The following is a 14,823-nucleotide window of genomic DNA, read 5'->3' as shown; positions in this document are numbered from 1 at the left end:
CGCGCGTGGTTAGCGTTGGTACGGACTATCGATCTGCTGTCGCCTCCCTGATGCGGACCCAGTGCTCGATCAGCTCGCGTAACTGGGACATCTCGACAGGTTTGGCCATGTGACCGTCCATCCCTGCATCGCGGGCACGCTCACGGTGTTCGCTGAGAATATGGGCGGTAAGAGCCACCACTGGCGTTCGCGGCCGGCCCTCGGACGCCTCCCAGGCACGTAGCCGCGCGGTGGCCTCGAAGCCGTCCATGATCGGCATTTCGCAATCCATCAGCACCAGATCATAGGGTTGCTCCTTGATCGCTGCGAGTGCCTCTTCTCCATTGCTGGCCGTATCCGGATTGAGGTTGAGCTTGCTCAACATGCCTCGAATGACCTTGGTGGAAATACTGTTGTCCTCTGCGACCAGGATGCGGAAGTCGTCCGGCACGGAAAGTGGCGTGCTGGCTTGGGTCGTCGCGGATCGCGCGATGGCGCTGGTGCGACGAGCCAGCTCATCCGCCAGGGTGGTCTTCAGAGTATAGCCGGCAACGGGTTTGGCCAGGATGCGCTTGATCCCGGCGTTACGCGCGATGATCTTGCTCGGCGCGTTGCTCATGCCGGTCAGCATGATCAGTAGAATGTCATGATTGAGGCTGAAGTCTTCCTTGATTCTGCTCGCCAGTTGCATGCCGGTCATGCCGGGCATGTCCTGATCGAGCAGGACCACGTCGAAATATTCGCGCAGATGCGCCTTGGTGCGCAGAAGCGCCAGCGCCTCCTTGCCCGAGGCCACCGCACTGACTTCGAATCCCCAGCTGCTGCACTGCTGACTGAGCACCTTTCGGCAGGTATCGTTGTCATCGACTACCAAGAGCCGCGAGCCTTTCAGCTGATTGTCCAGATCGCTGCCGGGTTGCTCCGAAATGTCTGCGCCCAACGGCAGGCTGATCCATAACGTATTGCCGGCGATGCCACCGGTCTGGATGCCGAACTCGCCATCCATCAGGTGGACAAGCTGTCTGGCGATAATCAAGCCGAGGCGGCCACCGTGGCGGGTCGCGGCAAGGAAGTCGCGGCTATCTAGGGCGGCATTGAGCAGGGCATCGCGTTCTTGTGTTTCCAGCGGTCGTCCGCTGTCCTGTACGGTGATACGCAGCCGCGGCGCCTCCTCATGACCATCCACCGCCGCTATCAACAGCACCTCGCCTTCTTCGGTCTGCTTGAAGGCATTTTCCAACAGGTTCAGCAGGGCCTGGCGCAAGCGGGTTGGGTCGCCTTCAACGACGTGCGGCATCTGCGGCTGGACGAAGCTGATCAGCTCGACTTTCTGCTGCTCGGCCTTGGCGCGGAAGATGCTCAGGCAGTCTTCGATCAATGCGTTGAGGTCGAATTGCACGTCGTCCAGTTCGATCTGCCCGGACTCCAGTTTAGAGATGTCGAGAATCTCGTTGATCAGGTTGAGCAATTCGTTGCCGGAGCTATGAATCGTCTGCACATAGTCGCGCTGCTTGGCCGACAGCGAGGTGCTGAGCAATAGCTCGCTCATGCCGAGTACCCCGTTCATCGGGGTACGAATTTCATGGCTGATCTTTGCCAGGAAATCCGCCTTGGTCCGTAGCTCGGCACTGGTGACCGCTTCGGCAGTGTGCTGATTGCGGCTGTCCGATTGGATCTGACGCTGCCGCTCGAGCAGTGCGAAGCTGAGAATCAATCCGGAGCACGTGGCCACGCTGAACATGATGCCGGTCAGCCAATCCGGATCGAATTGATTGAAACCCAGCAGGATCGGCAGAACGAAGACGAAGCCGCCATTGAACAACAGCATCCCGGCGACGAGCAGGCGGGCTGGGTCATAGCGCTGCCGCCAATGGTGGATAGCCACCGCGGTGACGCTGACGGCGGTGGCCAGCACCATGGCGTAGATCAGCCAGCTGAACCAGAGCTGACCGGTAAGCAGTATGGTCGCCGCCAACGCGCTGACGAGACCCGCTTGCAATGCGAGCAGCCAGGTAATCCAGGGTGTCCTGCGATGATGAAAGAAGCCGAACGTGAAGGCCAGCAGCGAAAGACTGGTCGCCAATGCCGCGATGTCGGCAATCAGGGGTTGGCTGTAGATCAGTTTCGGCGACCACACCGCCAGCAGTCCGAGGTTCGCCACGGCACAGGTCAGCAGCGCCCCGTGCAGCAGGGCGAGCCACACATGGCAGTAATTGAAGGTATAGGCGAAGCGCAGCAGGTTGTAGATCATCAGCAAGGCGAGGGCGCCGAACAGCGCCCCGAACAGGTAGGCCGGGCGCGTCTGCTTGACCAGCCCAATCTCATCTACCGTGTGGAACCAGGCCATGATTGGGTGTGACGACTGCAACCGGATATAGGCTTCGCGAGGCACGTTGTCGTTGGGCAGGGAAAACAGGTACGCGCGGGTAGGCAAGGGGCGGGATTCCAGCGGCCGCAACTCGCCGGTTTCCACATGGCGCTCGACCTGGCCGTCACGTAGTAGATAAAAATCGAGATATTGCACGCGTGGGGCAAAAATCCACAGCCAGTTCGGCTGGGCGAAGGCGGGCAAACTCACCTGTAGCCAGACGGCGTTGTCGCTCGCCGGAGCGGCGTACGAGCGTTGGTCGATTCGCTGGAACAGAGTGCGTTGTTCCAGGATTTCCGCAAGGGTGAGCCGGTTTGATTGGTCGATGAGCAATCGCCAGTTGGGCTCTGTCCCCTGCGTGGCGTCAATGACTGCCGAAGGCGAGGATGGCTCGGTGATCGCGGCGGATGCGCTCAACGCAGCCAGTAATAGACTGAAGGTAAAAGCAATGGCGACCCAGAGTCGACGCACGATTGAAGTCCCTTCATCTGTGTGACGATGGATTATAGCCATCGCAAAGACCCCCGGTAATGTGCGCAACGAAAGATAAGCTCGACCGTTGCGCGCATTGCGGCGATCTTCTCGCTCAGCTCTCGCCTTGTTCGCGCGCAATGGCACGATATCCGATGTCGTGGCGATAGAAGTGGCCGTCCCACTCAATGCGAGCGGCCAGCGCATAGGCATTCTGCTGGGCTGCTGACACGGTGTCGCCCATGGCCGTTGCGCAGAGCACGCGGCCGCCGGAGGTGGTGACCGCTCCGTCTTTCAGAGCCGTACCGGCATGGAAGACCTTGCCTTGCAACTGGGCGGCGGATTCAAGGCCGCGAATCGCTGCGCCTTTGCCGTAGTCACCAGGATAGCCACCTGCGGCAAGTACGACGCCCAGGCTCGGGCGCGGATCCCACTGCGCTTCAATCTTGTCCAGCGCCTTGGCCAGCGCTGCTTCGACCAGCAGCACCAGGCTGGATTGCAGGCGCAACATGATCGGCTGGGTTTCAGGATCACCGAAGCGGCAATTGAACTCGATTACCTTGGGCGCGCCATGGCGGTCGATCATCAGGCCTGCATAGAGAAAGCCCGTGTAGACATTGCCCTCTGCCGCCATGCCCTTGACGGTTGGCCAGATGACCTCGTCCATGACGCGCTGATGAATCTCATCGGTAACCACCGGGGCCGGAGAATAGGCGCCCATGCCGCCAGTGTTCGGGCCGGTGTCGCCGTCCCCTACGCGTTTGTGGTCCTGGCTGGTGGCCATTGGCAGCACATTGGCGCCGTCGACCATGACGATAAAGCTGGCTTCCTCGCCGTCGAGGAATTCTTCGATTACCACCCGTGCACCCGCATCGCCAAAGGCATTGCCGGAGAGCATATCGCGCACGGCGTCCTCGGCTTCTGCCAGCGTCATGGCGACGATCACACCTTTGCCAGCCGCCAGGCCGTCGGCCTTGATCACGATCGGCGCGCCTTTCTCCTGGAGATAGGCGAGAGCCGGTTCGATCTCGGTGAAGTTCTGGTAGTCCGCCGTGGGAATCTTGTGGCGGGCCAGAAAATCTTTGGTGAAGGCCTTGGAACCTTCCAGCTGCGCGGCAGCGGCGGTCGGCCCGAAGCAGTCGAGACCGCGTGCGCGGAACAGGTCGACCACGCCTTTGACCAGCGGGGCTTCGGGGCCGACGATCGTCAGTTGTACGTTTTGCTCGGCGAAGTCTGCCAGCTGTTCGATGGCAAGCACGTCGATGGCGACGTTTTCGCACTTCGCTTCGGTTGCGGTGCCGGCATTACCCGGGGCAACGAAAACTTTCTCGACGCGTGGATCCTGTGCAACTTTCCACGCCAGCGCATGCTCCCGGCCGCCGCTGCCGATGATCAGTACGTTCATTTCTCTCTCCCAATGGAGGCGGGCCGGTAGCCCGCTTGGTGGATAAGCGAAGCGTTATCCACCCTACGAATACCGAGGTCGCGATCGGGCTGGTAGATGCAAGGCGCCCGATTCTTCACCCAGCGGAGTTGCCTTCTGGCAATGAGCATGGGGGAAGAATTGGGCAACGCCGCAGATGCCTGTCCGAGTGCGGCCGATTTTAGTGCCTAAAGTGGCGCATGCCGGTGAATACCATGGCAATGCCGGCTTCGTCTGCAGCGGCGATCACTTCGGCGTCGCGCATCGAACCGCCGGGCTGGATCACCGCGGTGATGCCGGCCTTGGCAGCGTTGTCGATGCCATCGCGGAAGGGGAAAAAGGCATCGCTGGCCATCACCGCGCCCGGAACCGGCAGCCCGGCATGCTCAGCTTTGATCGCGGCAATACGGGCGGAGTTGACACGGCTCATCTGGCCAGCACCAACGCCTACGGTCTGACGGTTCTTGGCATAAACGATAGCGTTGGATTTGACGAACTTGGCTACTTTCCAGGCGAAGATCAGATCATGAATTTCCTGCTCGCTGGGTGTGCGCTTGGTCACGACCTTGAGGTCGGCTTCGCTGATCATTCCGATGTCTCGGCTCTGTACCAACAGCCCACCATTGACGCGCTTGAAGTCCCAGCCAGGCGCGCGCTCGGCTGGCCATTGACCGCATGCAAGCAAACGTATATTCGCTTTGCTCGCGACCACGTCGCGGGCCTCGGCAGAAATGCTCGGTGCGATGATCACCTCGACGAACTGACGCTCGACGATGGCCTTGGCTGTTTCACCGTCCAGCTCTCGGTTGAACGCGATGATGCCGCCGAAAGCCGATTCGCTGTCGGTGGCGTAGGCCAGTTCGTAAGCTTGGCGAATGCCGCCTTCGTCGTCCGGTACCACGGCAACGCCGCAGGGATTGGCGTGCTTGACGATGACACAGGCCGGCTTGACGAAACTCTTCACGCATTCCAGGGCGGCGTCGGTGTCGGCGACGTTGTTGAAGGACAGCTCCTTGCCCTGCAACTGGCGGGCCGTGGCGACACAGGCTTCATCGGCCGTTTCGACGTAGAACGCCGCGATTTGATGCGGATTCTCCCCATAGCGCATGTCCTGCGCCTTGACGAACTGGGTGGTGAAAGTGCGCGGCAGGAGACTACGGCCTTCGGTGGAAAGCGTTTCGGCGCTTTGGTCGACGGTGCCCAGGTAGTTGGCAATCATGCCGTCGTAGGATGCGGTGTGCTCGAAGGCTTTGAGCGCCAGGTCGAAGCGCTGGGCATAGGTCAGGCCGCCGCTCTGCAGGTTCTCGATGACATTGGCGTAGTCATCGGCATTGACCACGATGGCGACGTCCTTGTGGTTCTTCGCGGCGCTGCGCACCATGGTCGGCCCGCCAATGTCGATGTTCTCGATGGCATCTGGCAGGGAGCAACCAGGCTTGGCGACGGTAGCAGCGAAGGGGTAGAGATTGACTGCGACCAGGTCGATGGGGTTGATGCCATGCTCGGCCATGACCGCCCCGTCCATATCGCGCCGGCCAAGAATTCCGCCGTGGATTTTGGGGTGCAGGGTCTTCACCCGGCCATCCATCATTTCCGGGAAGCCGGTGTAGTCGGCGACTTCTACCGCAGCGATGTCGTTCTCACGCAGCAGCTTGAAGGTGCCGCCGGTGGACAGGATCTCGACGCCGAGCGCGACGAGCTCGCGGGCGAATTCAACGACGCCGGTCTTGTCGGACACGCTGATCAGCGCGCGGCGGACGGGGAGGCGAGTGCTTTGGTCGGTCATAGACATTTCCTAGGAGCTACAGGCTGCTGCGGGAAGCCCCAGGTGGAACGGCTTGCTACCGTTCCTTCGGAGCTTGCCGCTGTGTCAGAGAAGATCGTACTGCTTGAGTTTCTTGCGCAGGGTGCCGCGGTTCAGGCCCAGCAGCTCGGAGGCTTTGGTCTGGTTGCCTTTTACGTAATTCATCACGGTTTCGAGCAGCGGCGCCTCTACTTCGGAAAGCACCAGGTTGTAAACGTCTGTGACGTCTGCGCCTTCGAGGTGGGCGAAATAGTTGTGCAACGCCTTTTCCACACTACCGCGCAGGGTCTGGCCTGCTTCGCTCGGTGTGTTGAGGTGTTGCTTGAGGTTCACGTTGTCGCTCACGGATGATGTTCCAGTTACCAGTGTTTCGTTCAACAGCGTCATGCAGCCACCCCTTTTCCATCCCCTGAATCAGGGCCTGTTCGGCGTTCGGCCAGAAATGCCCGAACACTGGCGCATTGCGCGTCCCTGTCTTCCAAACCATTGAACCGGCCACGGTATTCGCGCGCGCCGGGTTGTGTTGCGAGGTACCAACTGACGTGCTTGCGCGCGATCCGCACGCCCATGACCTCGCCGTAGAACGTGTGAAGCGCACCCAGGTGCTCCAGCAGGATGCTTTCGACTTCGGCCAGATCCGGCGGAGCCAACAGCTCTCCGGTGGCGAGGTAGTGATTGATCTCGCGGAATATCCAGGGCCGCCCCTGGGCCGCACGACCAATCAGCAGTGCGTCGGCACCTGTGGCTTTAAGAACCTGACTTGCCTTAAAGGGTGTATCGATATCGCCATTGGCGAACACCGGAATCGATACCGCCTGTTTGATCGCCGCGATGGTGTCGTATTCCGCGTCGCCCGTATAAAGATCGGCACGTGTACGGCCATGCACCGCCAACGCTGCGATTCCGCATTGCTCGGCAATCTTTGCCACCGTAAGTCCATTCTTGTTTTGCCTGTCCCACCCGGTGCGGATCTTCAGCGTCACCGGTACATCAACCGCTTCGACCACGGCCTCGAGTATCTCGCGGACCAGTCGCTCATCTTTCATCAGCGCCGATCCAGCGGCCTTGTTGCAGACCTTCTTCGCTGGGCATCCCATGTTGATGTCGATGATCTGCGCACCCAGCTCGACGTTACGAACGGCAGCCTCGGCCAGCATCTGAGGATCACCCCCGGCGATCTGCACCGACCGCGGCTCAGGATCGCCCTCGTGCAGCAAGCGTAGACGCGACTTGCGACTGTTCCACAGGCGTACATCACTGGTCACCATTTCCGAAACCACCATGCCGGCACCGAGGCGTCGGCACAACTGGCGGAACGGCTGATCGGTCACGCCAGCCATGGGCGCTAGTATCAACCGATTTGGAAGGGTGTAGGGGCCGATGCGTACCGCTGACATGAAGATTCCCTGCTTGGAGCCTGCTTGTTAGGTCGATCGGGACAGCAAAAAAGGGTGTGCATAATACCCGCTCCGGATGACGGGTTAAAGGCTGTTCTGAACAAATTCTGAACAGCCTCTGGCATATAACCCGCCGTGATAGAGGCGCCGATGCGACCGGTGGCAGCGTGCGACATGGCGTTTCGGAGGAAGGGATGGTTAGTCAGGCGAGCGGAAACTCAGGCTGTAATTTACCGCTTTGGTACCTGGATCGAGAATATCCAGCGCGATGTGGATGGGAATCTGCGAGGGCATTTCTCGCTGGCCGGCGAGCTCGCCGGAGAGGTACTCGCCGGGTTTGAAGGTGCGCTGTGCCAGTGTCTGCCCCTGGATATCGGCGAAGCGGACTTCCAGCAGCGGGAATGGTTGAGTGAAAGACGCGCGGTTGTAGATGATCGCATCGACAACCAGCGCTCCAGCGAAATCTGGATGGCTGCGCACCACCAGATTGCTGCTCTTTATCTGGCTGATATCGACCCTGGGCGGCAATTCACAACCCAATGCAGGGCAGAGGCGCTCGAGCCACGGGCGGTATTCGTTTTGCCGCGCTATCTCGTCGAAGTTGTAGGCCACGTACTGGCTCGCGAGCGCAAGCAGGGCGATCAGGTTCAAGAGCCCCCACCCCAGCCAGCGTCCCCAGGGATGCTTATGCTCTTCCCAGTCGAGCTGCAATGGCTCGTCGTCGAGTTCGAATAAAGGTTCTTCGCGCTCTTTATCTGACGAGCGTCTCGGTTCGGACTCGTGTTCAGCCTTGGCGTGGTTCGCTAACGTAGGGCTCAGTGTCTCCTCGTCGGGCTCGATTAGACCGTCGAGGACGGGCTCGACGCGTTCCTGTGAATCGAGTCGCTCGTTTAGCGGGCCGCGAGGGGCCGCAAGCGGGCTTGGCGGAGCAGGTCGCTCATCGCTAACGGGAGTGAACCGCAAATCCGCTGCATAAGAGCTCGGCTTGACGGAGGGCGGCTCCGTCTGCGTCCGGTGGTTCGCCGTCGGTGTGTCGGTTTCCGCGCTCAACAGCCGCTCAGCCCAGACCTCGTCGTCGGCGGCTGATGGGCCTTGGCGTCGCAGGTCGTTGCCGGTTTGCGGCTGAAGCTCGAGGAACTCGCGCGACAGCTCCAGCTCCTGCCGTTCGAGCTTTGCCAATTCCTCATCCAGATCCAGGCTGTCCAAGTCCAGATCATCGTGGATCCACAGCGTGCTCTCGTCTGCCGTGGAACTTGTCAGTGGCGTTTGGGCTCGCAGGGGCTGATGCTCAGCGACCGCTGAGCCTGAGTTCAGGTCACTGGCCGTATCGCCCCCCTGTAGATGGCGAGCAGCATTGAAGAGCTCCATGCATGCTCCGCAACGCACCACGCCACGGGCGGCGGCGAGCTGGGCGCGGCTGACGCGGAAGCTGGTGCGACAATGCGGGCACTGGGTGACGAAGCTGGTCATGCGTTGGTCCGGCGGAAATGCCGGTATTCTAGCGCATGCGCACCGATGAGCGGCAGTGGCGACACGCGTCGCACATCGAGGCATCGCGGTAATGCTAGCGCGATGCCTCCTTTGTCTCAGGGGCGGCGGATACCGGTGATGCGTACCCAGCCGTCCTTCTCCGCGGTTGGGTCGAGGTCGAACTGGTCCGAGTAGGCGGCACGGACTTCTTCGGCCTGTTCGGCCAGAATTCCGGACAAGGCCAGCCGGCCACCGGGTTTGACCCGCTCGATGATCCGTGGTGCCAGCGCCACCAGGGGGCCGGCGAGGATATTGGCGACAACCACGTCGGCCTGGCCCTCCGGTAACTGCTCGGGTAGATACAGTGGGAAGCGTGCCGGGTCGATAGCGTTGCGCCCGGCGTTGTCACGTGAAGCCTCGATGGCCTGTACGTCGATGTCGGTGCCCACCGCCTGCTTGGCGCCCAGCAGCAGAGCGGCGATGGCTAGAATCCCCGAACCACAACCGAAATCCAGGACCTGCGCGCCTTCCAGCGACTGTGCATCCAGCCACTCCAGGCAAAGCGCGGTGGTGGGGTGGGTGCCGGTGCCGAAGGCCAGCCCAGGGTCGAGCAGCAGATTCACCGCGTCCGGCTCGGGCGCGGCGTGCCAGCTGGGTACGATCCACAGCCGGCGGCCAAAACGCATCGGATGGAAGTTGTCCATCCAACTGCGCTCCCAGTCCTGGTCTTCGATGCGCTCCAGCTGGTGCGCGGGCAATTCGCCTTCGATCAATAGCTGAAGGTGGGCGAGTAGGTTGACTTCGTCGACATCGCCTTCAAACAACGCCAGCAGGTGGGTATGCGACCACAACGGCGTGGTGCCGAGATCAGGCTCGAATATAGGCTGGTCTTCAGCATCCATGAAGGTGACCGAGACCGCGCCGACGCCCAACAGCGCGTCTTCGAGAGCTTGCGCCTGTTCCGGAGAGATGGCGAGACGAAGTTGTAACCAGGACATGAAAGACCTCATGGAGTAGCGACCGCCATTGCGCTGCGGCCCGAAAAAGTGGGCGAGCTTACTGCGTAGCTGCGCCGGCATCCAATATTGAGCGTGGCAGAAACGACAAGGGCTGCCATTGGCAGCCCTTGTCGACGCAGCACCGAATCAGTGCTTGTCCATTCCCAGCTTCTTTTCCAGGTAATGGATGTTCACGCCGCCCTTGCAGAAACCAGGGTCGCGAACCAGATCCCGGTGCAGCGGGATATTGGTCTTGATGCCATCGACCACAATTTCGTCCAATGCGTTGCGCATTCTCGCCATGGCCTCGTCCCGCGTGGCCCCGTAGGTGATCAGCTTGCCGATCAGCGAGTCGTAGTTCGGTGGTACCGAATAGCCGCTGTACAGATGCGAGTCGACCCGTACGCCATTGCCGCCTGGTGCATGGAAATGCTTGACCTTACCCGGGCTGGGCAGGAAGTTCGACGGATCTTCGGCATTGATTCGGCATTCCAGCGAATGGCCGCGAATGACAACGTCTTCTTGGCGAATCGACAGTTTGTTGCCGGCGGCGATGCTGAGCATTTCCTTGACAATGTCCACTCCAGTGACCATTTCGGTTACCGGGTGCTCGACCTGCACGCGGGTGTTCATTTCGATGAAGTAAAACCGGCCATCTTCATAGAGGAACTCGAAGGTGCCGGCTCCACGGTAGCCGATTTCGACGCACGCATCGGTACACCGCTTGAGCACTTCCGCGCGTGCCTTTTCGTCGATGTAAGGGGCTGGCGCCTCTTCCAAGACCTTCTGATGGCGGCGCTGCAGCGAACAGTCCCGGTCGCCCAGATGAATGGCGTTACCCTGGCCATCGGAGAGTACCTGGACTTCCACGTGACGAGGATTGCCGAGGAACTTCTCCAGATAGACCATCGGGTTGCCGAATGCCGCGCCCGCTTCGGTGCGGGTCAGCTTCGCCGACTTGATCAGGTCTTCTTCTTCGTAGACAACGCGCATGCCGCGCCCACCGCCGCCTCCGGCTGCCTTGATGATGACCGGGTAACCCACTTCACGGGCAATCGCCAGTGCCTTTTGCTCGTCTTCTGGCAGTGGCCCGTCAGAGCCGGGCACCACGGGCACGCCAGCTTTGATCATGGCGTCCTTGGCTGACACCTTGTCACCCATCAGGCGAATGGTTTCGGCTCTCGGCCCGACGAAGGCAAAGCCAGAGTTTTCCACCTGCTCGGCGAAGTCGGCGTTCTCGGCGAGAAATCCATAGCCTGGATGAATCGCTGTCGCGCCGGTCACTTCCGCCGCGGCAATGATCGCTGGAATGTGCAGATAGGAGTTGGTCGCAATGGCCGGGCCGATGCAGACGGACTCATCCGCCAGGGCCAGGTGCATCAGCTCGCGATCGGCGGTGGAGTGCACCGCGACGGTCTTGATACCCAGCTCTTTGCAGGCTCGCAAAATCCGCAGGGCGATTTCACCGCGGTTGGCGATTAGTACTTTTTCCAACATCGCTGGCTCTCCGCGGTTCAAACGATGGTGAACAGCGGCTGGTCGTATTCGACCGGCTGACCATTCTCCACCAGGATGGATTCGATGGTGCCGCTGGTTTCGGCCTCGATGTGGTTCATCATCTTCATGGCTTCGACGATGCAGAGAATGTCGCCCTTCTTAACGCTCTGGCCGACTTCAACGAAGCTGGCCGACTCCGGCGAGGAGGCGCGGTAGAAGGTGCCGACCATCGGCGAGCGAACCACGGTGCCGTTGAGCTTAGGTTGCGCCGGCGCGGCGTCGGCGGCTGCGGGGGCAGCTGCCGGAGCAGCGGCAGCAGGAGCGGCCATCGGTGCTTGAGCGTAGTAGGGCTGCTGCATCGCCACTTGCTTGCTGTGGCGGCTGATGCGGACGGATTCCTCGCCCTCGTGAATTTCCAGCTCGTCGATCCCGGACTCCTCCAGCAGTTCGATCAGTTTCTTGACTTTGCGAATATCCATGAAGCGGTGACTCCCAAGTAAGTTCAAAGGGCATTGCTGCTCGCTCTTCGGGGCCGGGCGCGTGACGCGCGTGGTCCTGTCAGGAAGCAGCGAGTTGTTCCAGGGCGGCCTCCAATGCCAGGCGGTAGCCGCTGGCGCCAAGACCGCAGATCACTCCTACCGCGACGTCCGAGAAGTAGGAGTGATGGCGGAAAGGTTCACGCTTGTGCACGTTTGAGAGGTGCACTTCGATGAATGGGATGCTCACCGCCAGCAACGCGTCACGTAACGCAACGCTGGTATGCGTAAAAGCGGCGGGATTGATCAGAATGAAATCCACGCCTTCGCTGCGGGCGGCATGGATACGTTCGATAAGCTCGTACTCGGCATTGGATTGAAGGTGCAACAGGTGATGCCCCGCATCGCGGGCCCGCTGTTCCAGATCCTGGTTGATCTGCGCCAGCGTGACTGCACCATAGACGCCGGGTTCGCGGGTGCCGAGCATATTCAGATTCGGGCCGTGGAGGACCAGAAGCGTCGCCATGAGTATTCCTTGTTGTTCTGTCCGATCAGCGTCCTCGACGGCCGCAGATGGGTGAAGGGAAAAACTATGCACGAAGCGAGGGCTGACTGTCCAGTCATGTCTCAATCGGCGTAAATGCCGGCATTATGACTGGAGATTGCCGCAATGATCCTTTGTCAGAGCGACGCCTCGGCGCGGTTGAGTCGTTCAGCGAACTGACTCGCGTCGATTTCGCCGACGACCCTTATGTCGGCCAGTTCCTGCCCGCTTCGACCAAAGAACAGAATCGCAGGAGGGCCGAAAAGAGAATAGCGGTCGAGCAGCGCGCGCTGTTCCGGATTGCTGTCGGTGATATCGAAGCGAATCAGGCGGTAGTTCGCCAGGCGGGGAGCGATCTGCGGATCGGCGAATACCTCACGCTCGATCACTTTGCAGCTGATACACCAGTCGGCATACCAGTCGAGCATCAAGGGTTGCCCTGCTACACGAGCCGCGGCGAGTTGGGCGTCGAGCTCAGCAGGTGTGGAGACCGTGTGCCAGCCTTCGGTTGCGCGGGTCATGCTGTCATCGGCCATTGATGGCATGCGTGGCAGCGGCCGCAGCGGATCGGAGCCTCCTTGCAACGCGCCGATCCAGGCGGCCAGCGCATAGACCAGCAAGGCCAGGCCAAGCAACTGAGCAAGTTTTTGCCGCGGCGCCTTCTGGGTGAACTCCAGCGTGCCGAGAAACAACGCCGTACCGGCGGCCAGCAAGCCCCACAGTGCAAGGGCCGCAGAGCCAGGCAGGACGCGCTCGAGCATCCACACTGCAACCGCCAGCAGCAAGACGCCGAAGACGTTGCGCACGGTAACCATCCAGGGACCGCTCTTGGGCAGTAAAGCGCCACCGCCGACCGCGAACAGGATCAGGGGCGTGCCCATGCCGAGGCCGAGCGCGAACAGCTTCAGGCCGCCGCCCAGGGCGTCGCCGCTAGCGCTGATGTACAACAGTGCCCCCGCCAGAGGCGCCGAGACGCATGGCGAGACAAGCAGGCTGGACACGGTGCCCAGTAGCGCCGCGCCCATGAAGGAGCCGCCCTTGGCGCTGCTGGCAATGCGCTCCAGGCGCGAGCTCATGACCTGGGGCAGACGAAATTCGAACAGACCGAACATTGCCAAGGCAAAAGCGACGAAGAACAGTGCGAAGGGCACCAGAATCCAGGGAGATTGCAGCCGTGCCTGCAGATTCAGCTCCGCTCCGAACACGCCCATCAGCGCGCCCAGCAGGGCGAAGCCGGCGGCCATAGGCAGCACGTAGGCGAGTGACAGGAAGAAACTACGGGTACCGCCGATCTGCCCGCGAAGGACCACCCCAGAGAGGATTGGCAACATCGGCAGCACACAAGGCGTGAAAGTCAGACCCAGACCGGCGAGGAAGAACAATGCCACCGAGCGCCAGGACAATGGGGCGTTGCCATCGGCTTCCCCATCGAAAGCGGGTGGTGCGGAAGTAGGCGCTGGGGAGTCGCCAACCGTCAGTGACTCCGTTTCCGGCGGATAACACAGGCCTTTGTCGGCGCACCCCTGGTAGGTGATCTGCAGCGTAAAAGGGTGGCTCCCGGAGTTCTGCACCGGGAGTTCGACGTCGAGCACGCCGTAATAGACCTCGACCTCACCGAAGTAGTCGTCGGTCTTCTGCTTGCCGGCCGGTAGTTTCGCCTCTCCAATGGTTATGCTGGGGTCATTGGCTTTGAATTGAAATCGGTGCCGGTAGAGGTAATAGCCCTCCGCGGCGACGAATCGGAGCTTGACCTGCTCGGGCGCCGCGTCCACTAGGCTCAGGCGAAAGGCCTCGCGGACCGGAAGAAAATCCGCGCTGTTGTTCAGTCCGCCCAGAGTGGAGCTGGGGCGGCTATCGAACAGGCCTGCAGCGGCAGGAAGGGCGAACAACAGGGTCAGCAGACTCAGCAAACGGCGCATGGTCATCTCACAGGGTGCAGTGGCGCCATGATACCCAACGCGGCGGATCGTCGCTCGGGCGCAACGTCGCACTAGTGCTCGTTTTGCAACCAGATAATGCCGTCGCGTTCAACGCTTGTCAGAGCGCGCAGGGCTTGCCCGGCGCAGGGGCCGGCCACACATTCGCCGCTATCGATGAGAAACAGCGCGCCATGAGTGGCGCACTGGATCAGGCTGCCACTGCTGTCCAGAAATTGATCTGGAAGCCATTCCAGCGGTATGCCGCGGTGTGGGCAACGATTCTCGTAGAGATGCAAGACTCCATCCTTGCGCACGGCGAGCAGGCGCTGGCCCTGTATTTCGAAGCCCTTACTCTGACCTTCTTTAATGTCGCCCGTGGCGCACAATCGAATCATATTCCCCCCTTGAACGCTCGGATTATCGCCCAGGCGTCCTGTTTAGCGTAGAGCTGGGGCCGATTAGAGCTGGCGGACTGAT

12 protein-coding genes are annotated in these 14,823 nt (G+C 61.0%); all 12 read right to left on the bottom strand.

The genetic code is table 11. From position 1 onward, the window contains the following. Window positions 1-25: 25 nt before the first annotated feature. The gene (locus ACL0K2_RS08575) at window positions 26-2,860 is read right to left on the bottom strand and encodes a response regulator (RefSeq protein WP_413044232.1); all 2,835 of its coding nucleotides are present in this window, start codon (window positions 2,858-2,860) and stop codon (window positions 26-28) included. 73 nt (window positions 2,861-2,933) lie between these two features. Then, window positions 2,934-4,223 (bottom strand): phosphoribosylamine--glycine ligase, encoded by a 1,290-nt coding sequence (gene purD / locus ACL0K2_RS08570; protein ID WP_413044231.1) that lies wholly within the window; start codon window positions 4,221-4,223, stop codon window positions 2,934-2,936. 199 nt (window positions 4,224-4,422) lie between these two features. Beyond that, the gene (purH, locus tag ACL0K2_RS08565; RefSeq protein ID WP_413044230.1) at window positions 4,423-6,027 is read right to left on the bottom strand and encodes a bifunctional phosphoribosylaminoimidazolecarboxamide formyltransferase/IMP cyclohydrolase; all 1,605 of its coding nucleotides are present in this window, start codon (window positions 6,025-6,027) and stop codon (window positions 4,423-4,425) included. A gap of 84 nt (window positions 6,028-6,111) precedes the next feature. Further along, the gene (gene fis, locus ACL0K2_RS08560) at window positions 6,112-6,432 is read right to left on the bottom strand and encodes a DNA-binding transcriptional regulator Fis (RefSeq protein ID WP_045163444.1); all 321 of its coding nucleotides are present in this window, start codon (window positions 6,430-6,432) and stop codon (window positions 6,112-6,114) included. Further along, window positions 6,429-7,442, bottom strand: a complete 1,014-nt coding sequence (gene dusB / locus ACL0K2_RS08555; RefSeq protein ID WP_045163443.1) for a tRNA dihydrouridine synthase DusB — start codon at window positions 7,440-7,442, stop codon at window positions 6,429-6,431. The genes fis and dusB overlap by 4 nt, the downstream gene beginning before the upstream one ends. 198 nt (window positions 7,443-7,640) lie before the next feature. Next, the gene (locus ACL0K2_RS08550; RefSeq protein WP_413044229.1) at window positions 7,641-8,912 is read right to left on the bottom strand and encodes a DUF3426 domain-containing protein; all 1,272 of its coding nucleotides are present in this window, start codon (window positions 8,910-8,912) and stop codon (window positions 7,641-7,643) included. 116 nt (window positions 8,913-9,028) lie between these two features. After that, the gene (gene prmA, locus ACL0K2_RS08545; RefSeq protein ID WP_045163441.1) at window positions 9,029-9,910 is read right to left on the bottom strand and encodes a 50S ribosomal protein L11 methyltransferase; all 882 of its coding nucleotides are present in this window, start codon (window positions 9,908-9,910) and stop codon (window positions 9,029-9,031) included. 147 nt (window positions 9,911-10,057) lie between these two features. Then, on the bottom strand, window positions 10,058-11,407 hold the full coding sequence (accC, locus tag ACL0K2_RS08540) for an acetyl-CoA carboxylase biotin carboxylase subunit (RefSeq protein ID WP_045163440.1): 1,350 nt from the start codon (window positions 11,405-11,407) through the stop codon (window positions 10,058-10,060). A gap of 17 nt (window positions 11,408-11,424) precedes the next feature. Continuing rightward, window positions 11,425-11,886, bottom strand: a complete 462-nt coding sequence (gene accB / locus ACL0K2_RS08535; RefSeq protein ID WP_045163439.1) for an acetyl-CoA carboxylase biotin carboxyl carrier protein — start codon at window positions 11,884-11,886, stop codon at window positions 11,425-11,427. A gap of 79 nt (window positions 11,887-11,965) precedes the next feature. Beyond that, window positions 11,966-12,409, bottom strand: coding sequence for a type II 3-dehydroquinate dehydratase (gene aroQ, locus ACL0K2_RS08530; RefSeq protein WP_045163438.1), 444 nt, complete (start codon window positions 12,407-12,409; stop codon window positions 11,966-11,968). A gap of 155 nt (window positions 12,410-12,564) precedes the next feature. Next, on the bottom strand, window positions 12,565-14,346 hold the full coding sequence (locus ACL0K2_RS08525) for a protein-disulfide reductase DsbD (RefSeq protein WP_413044228.1): 1,782 nt from the start codon (window positions 14,344-14,346) through the stop codon (window positions 12,565-12,567). 71 nt (window positions 14,347-14,417) lie between these two features. Then, window positions 14,418-14,741 (bottom strand): Rieske (2Fe-2S) protein, encoded by a 324-nt coding sequence (locus ACL0K2_RS08520; RefSeq protein WP_045163437.1) that lies wholly within the window; start codon window positions 14,739-14,741, stop codon window positions 14,418-14,420. Window positions 14,742-14,823 lie beyond the last annotated feature (82 nt).

Source organism: Pseudomonas sp. YJ42 (genome assembly GCF_047225135.1).
GTDB classification, from domain to species: domain Bacteria; phylum Pseudomonadota; class Gammaproteobacteria; order Pseudomonadales; family Pseudomonadaceae; genus Stutzerimonas; species Stutzerimonas stutzeri_E.
The sequence above is the reverse complement of the archived record's forward strand: the minus strand, read 5'-3'. Positions and strand labels throughout refer to the sequence as shown.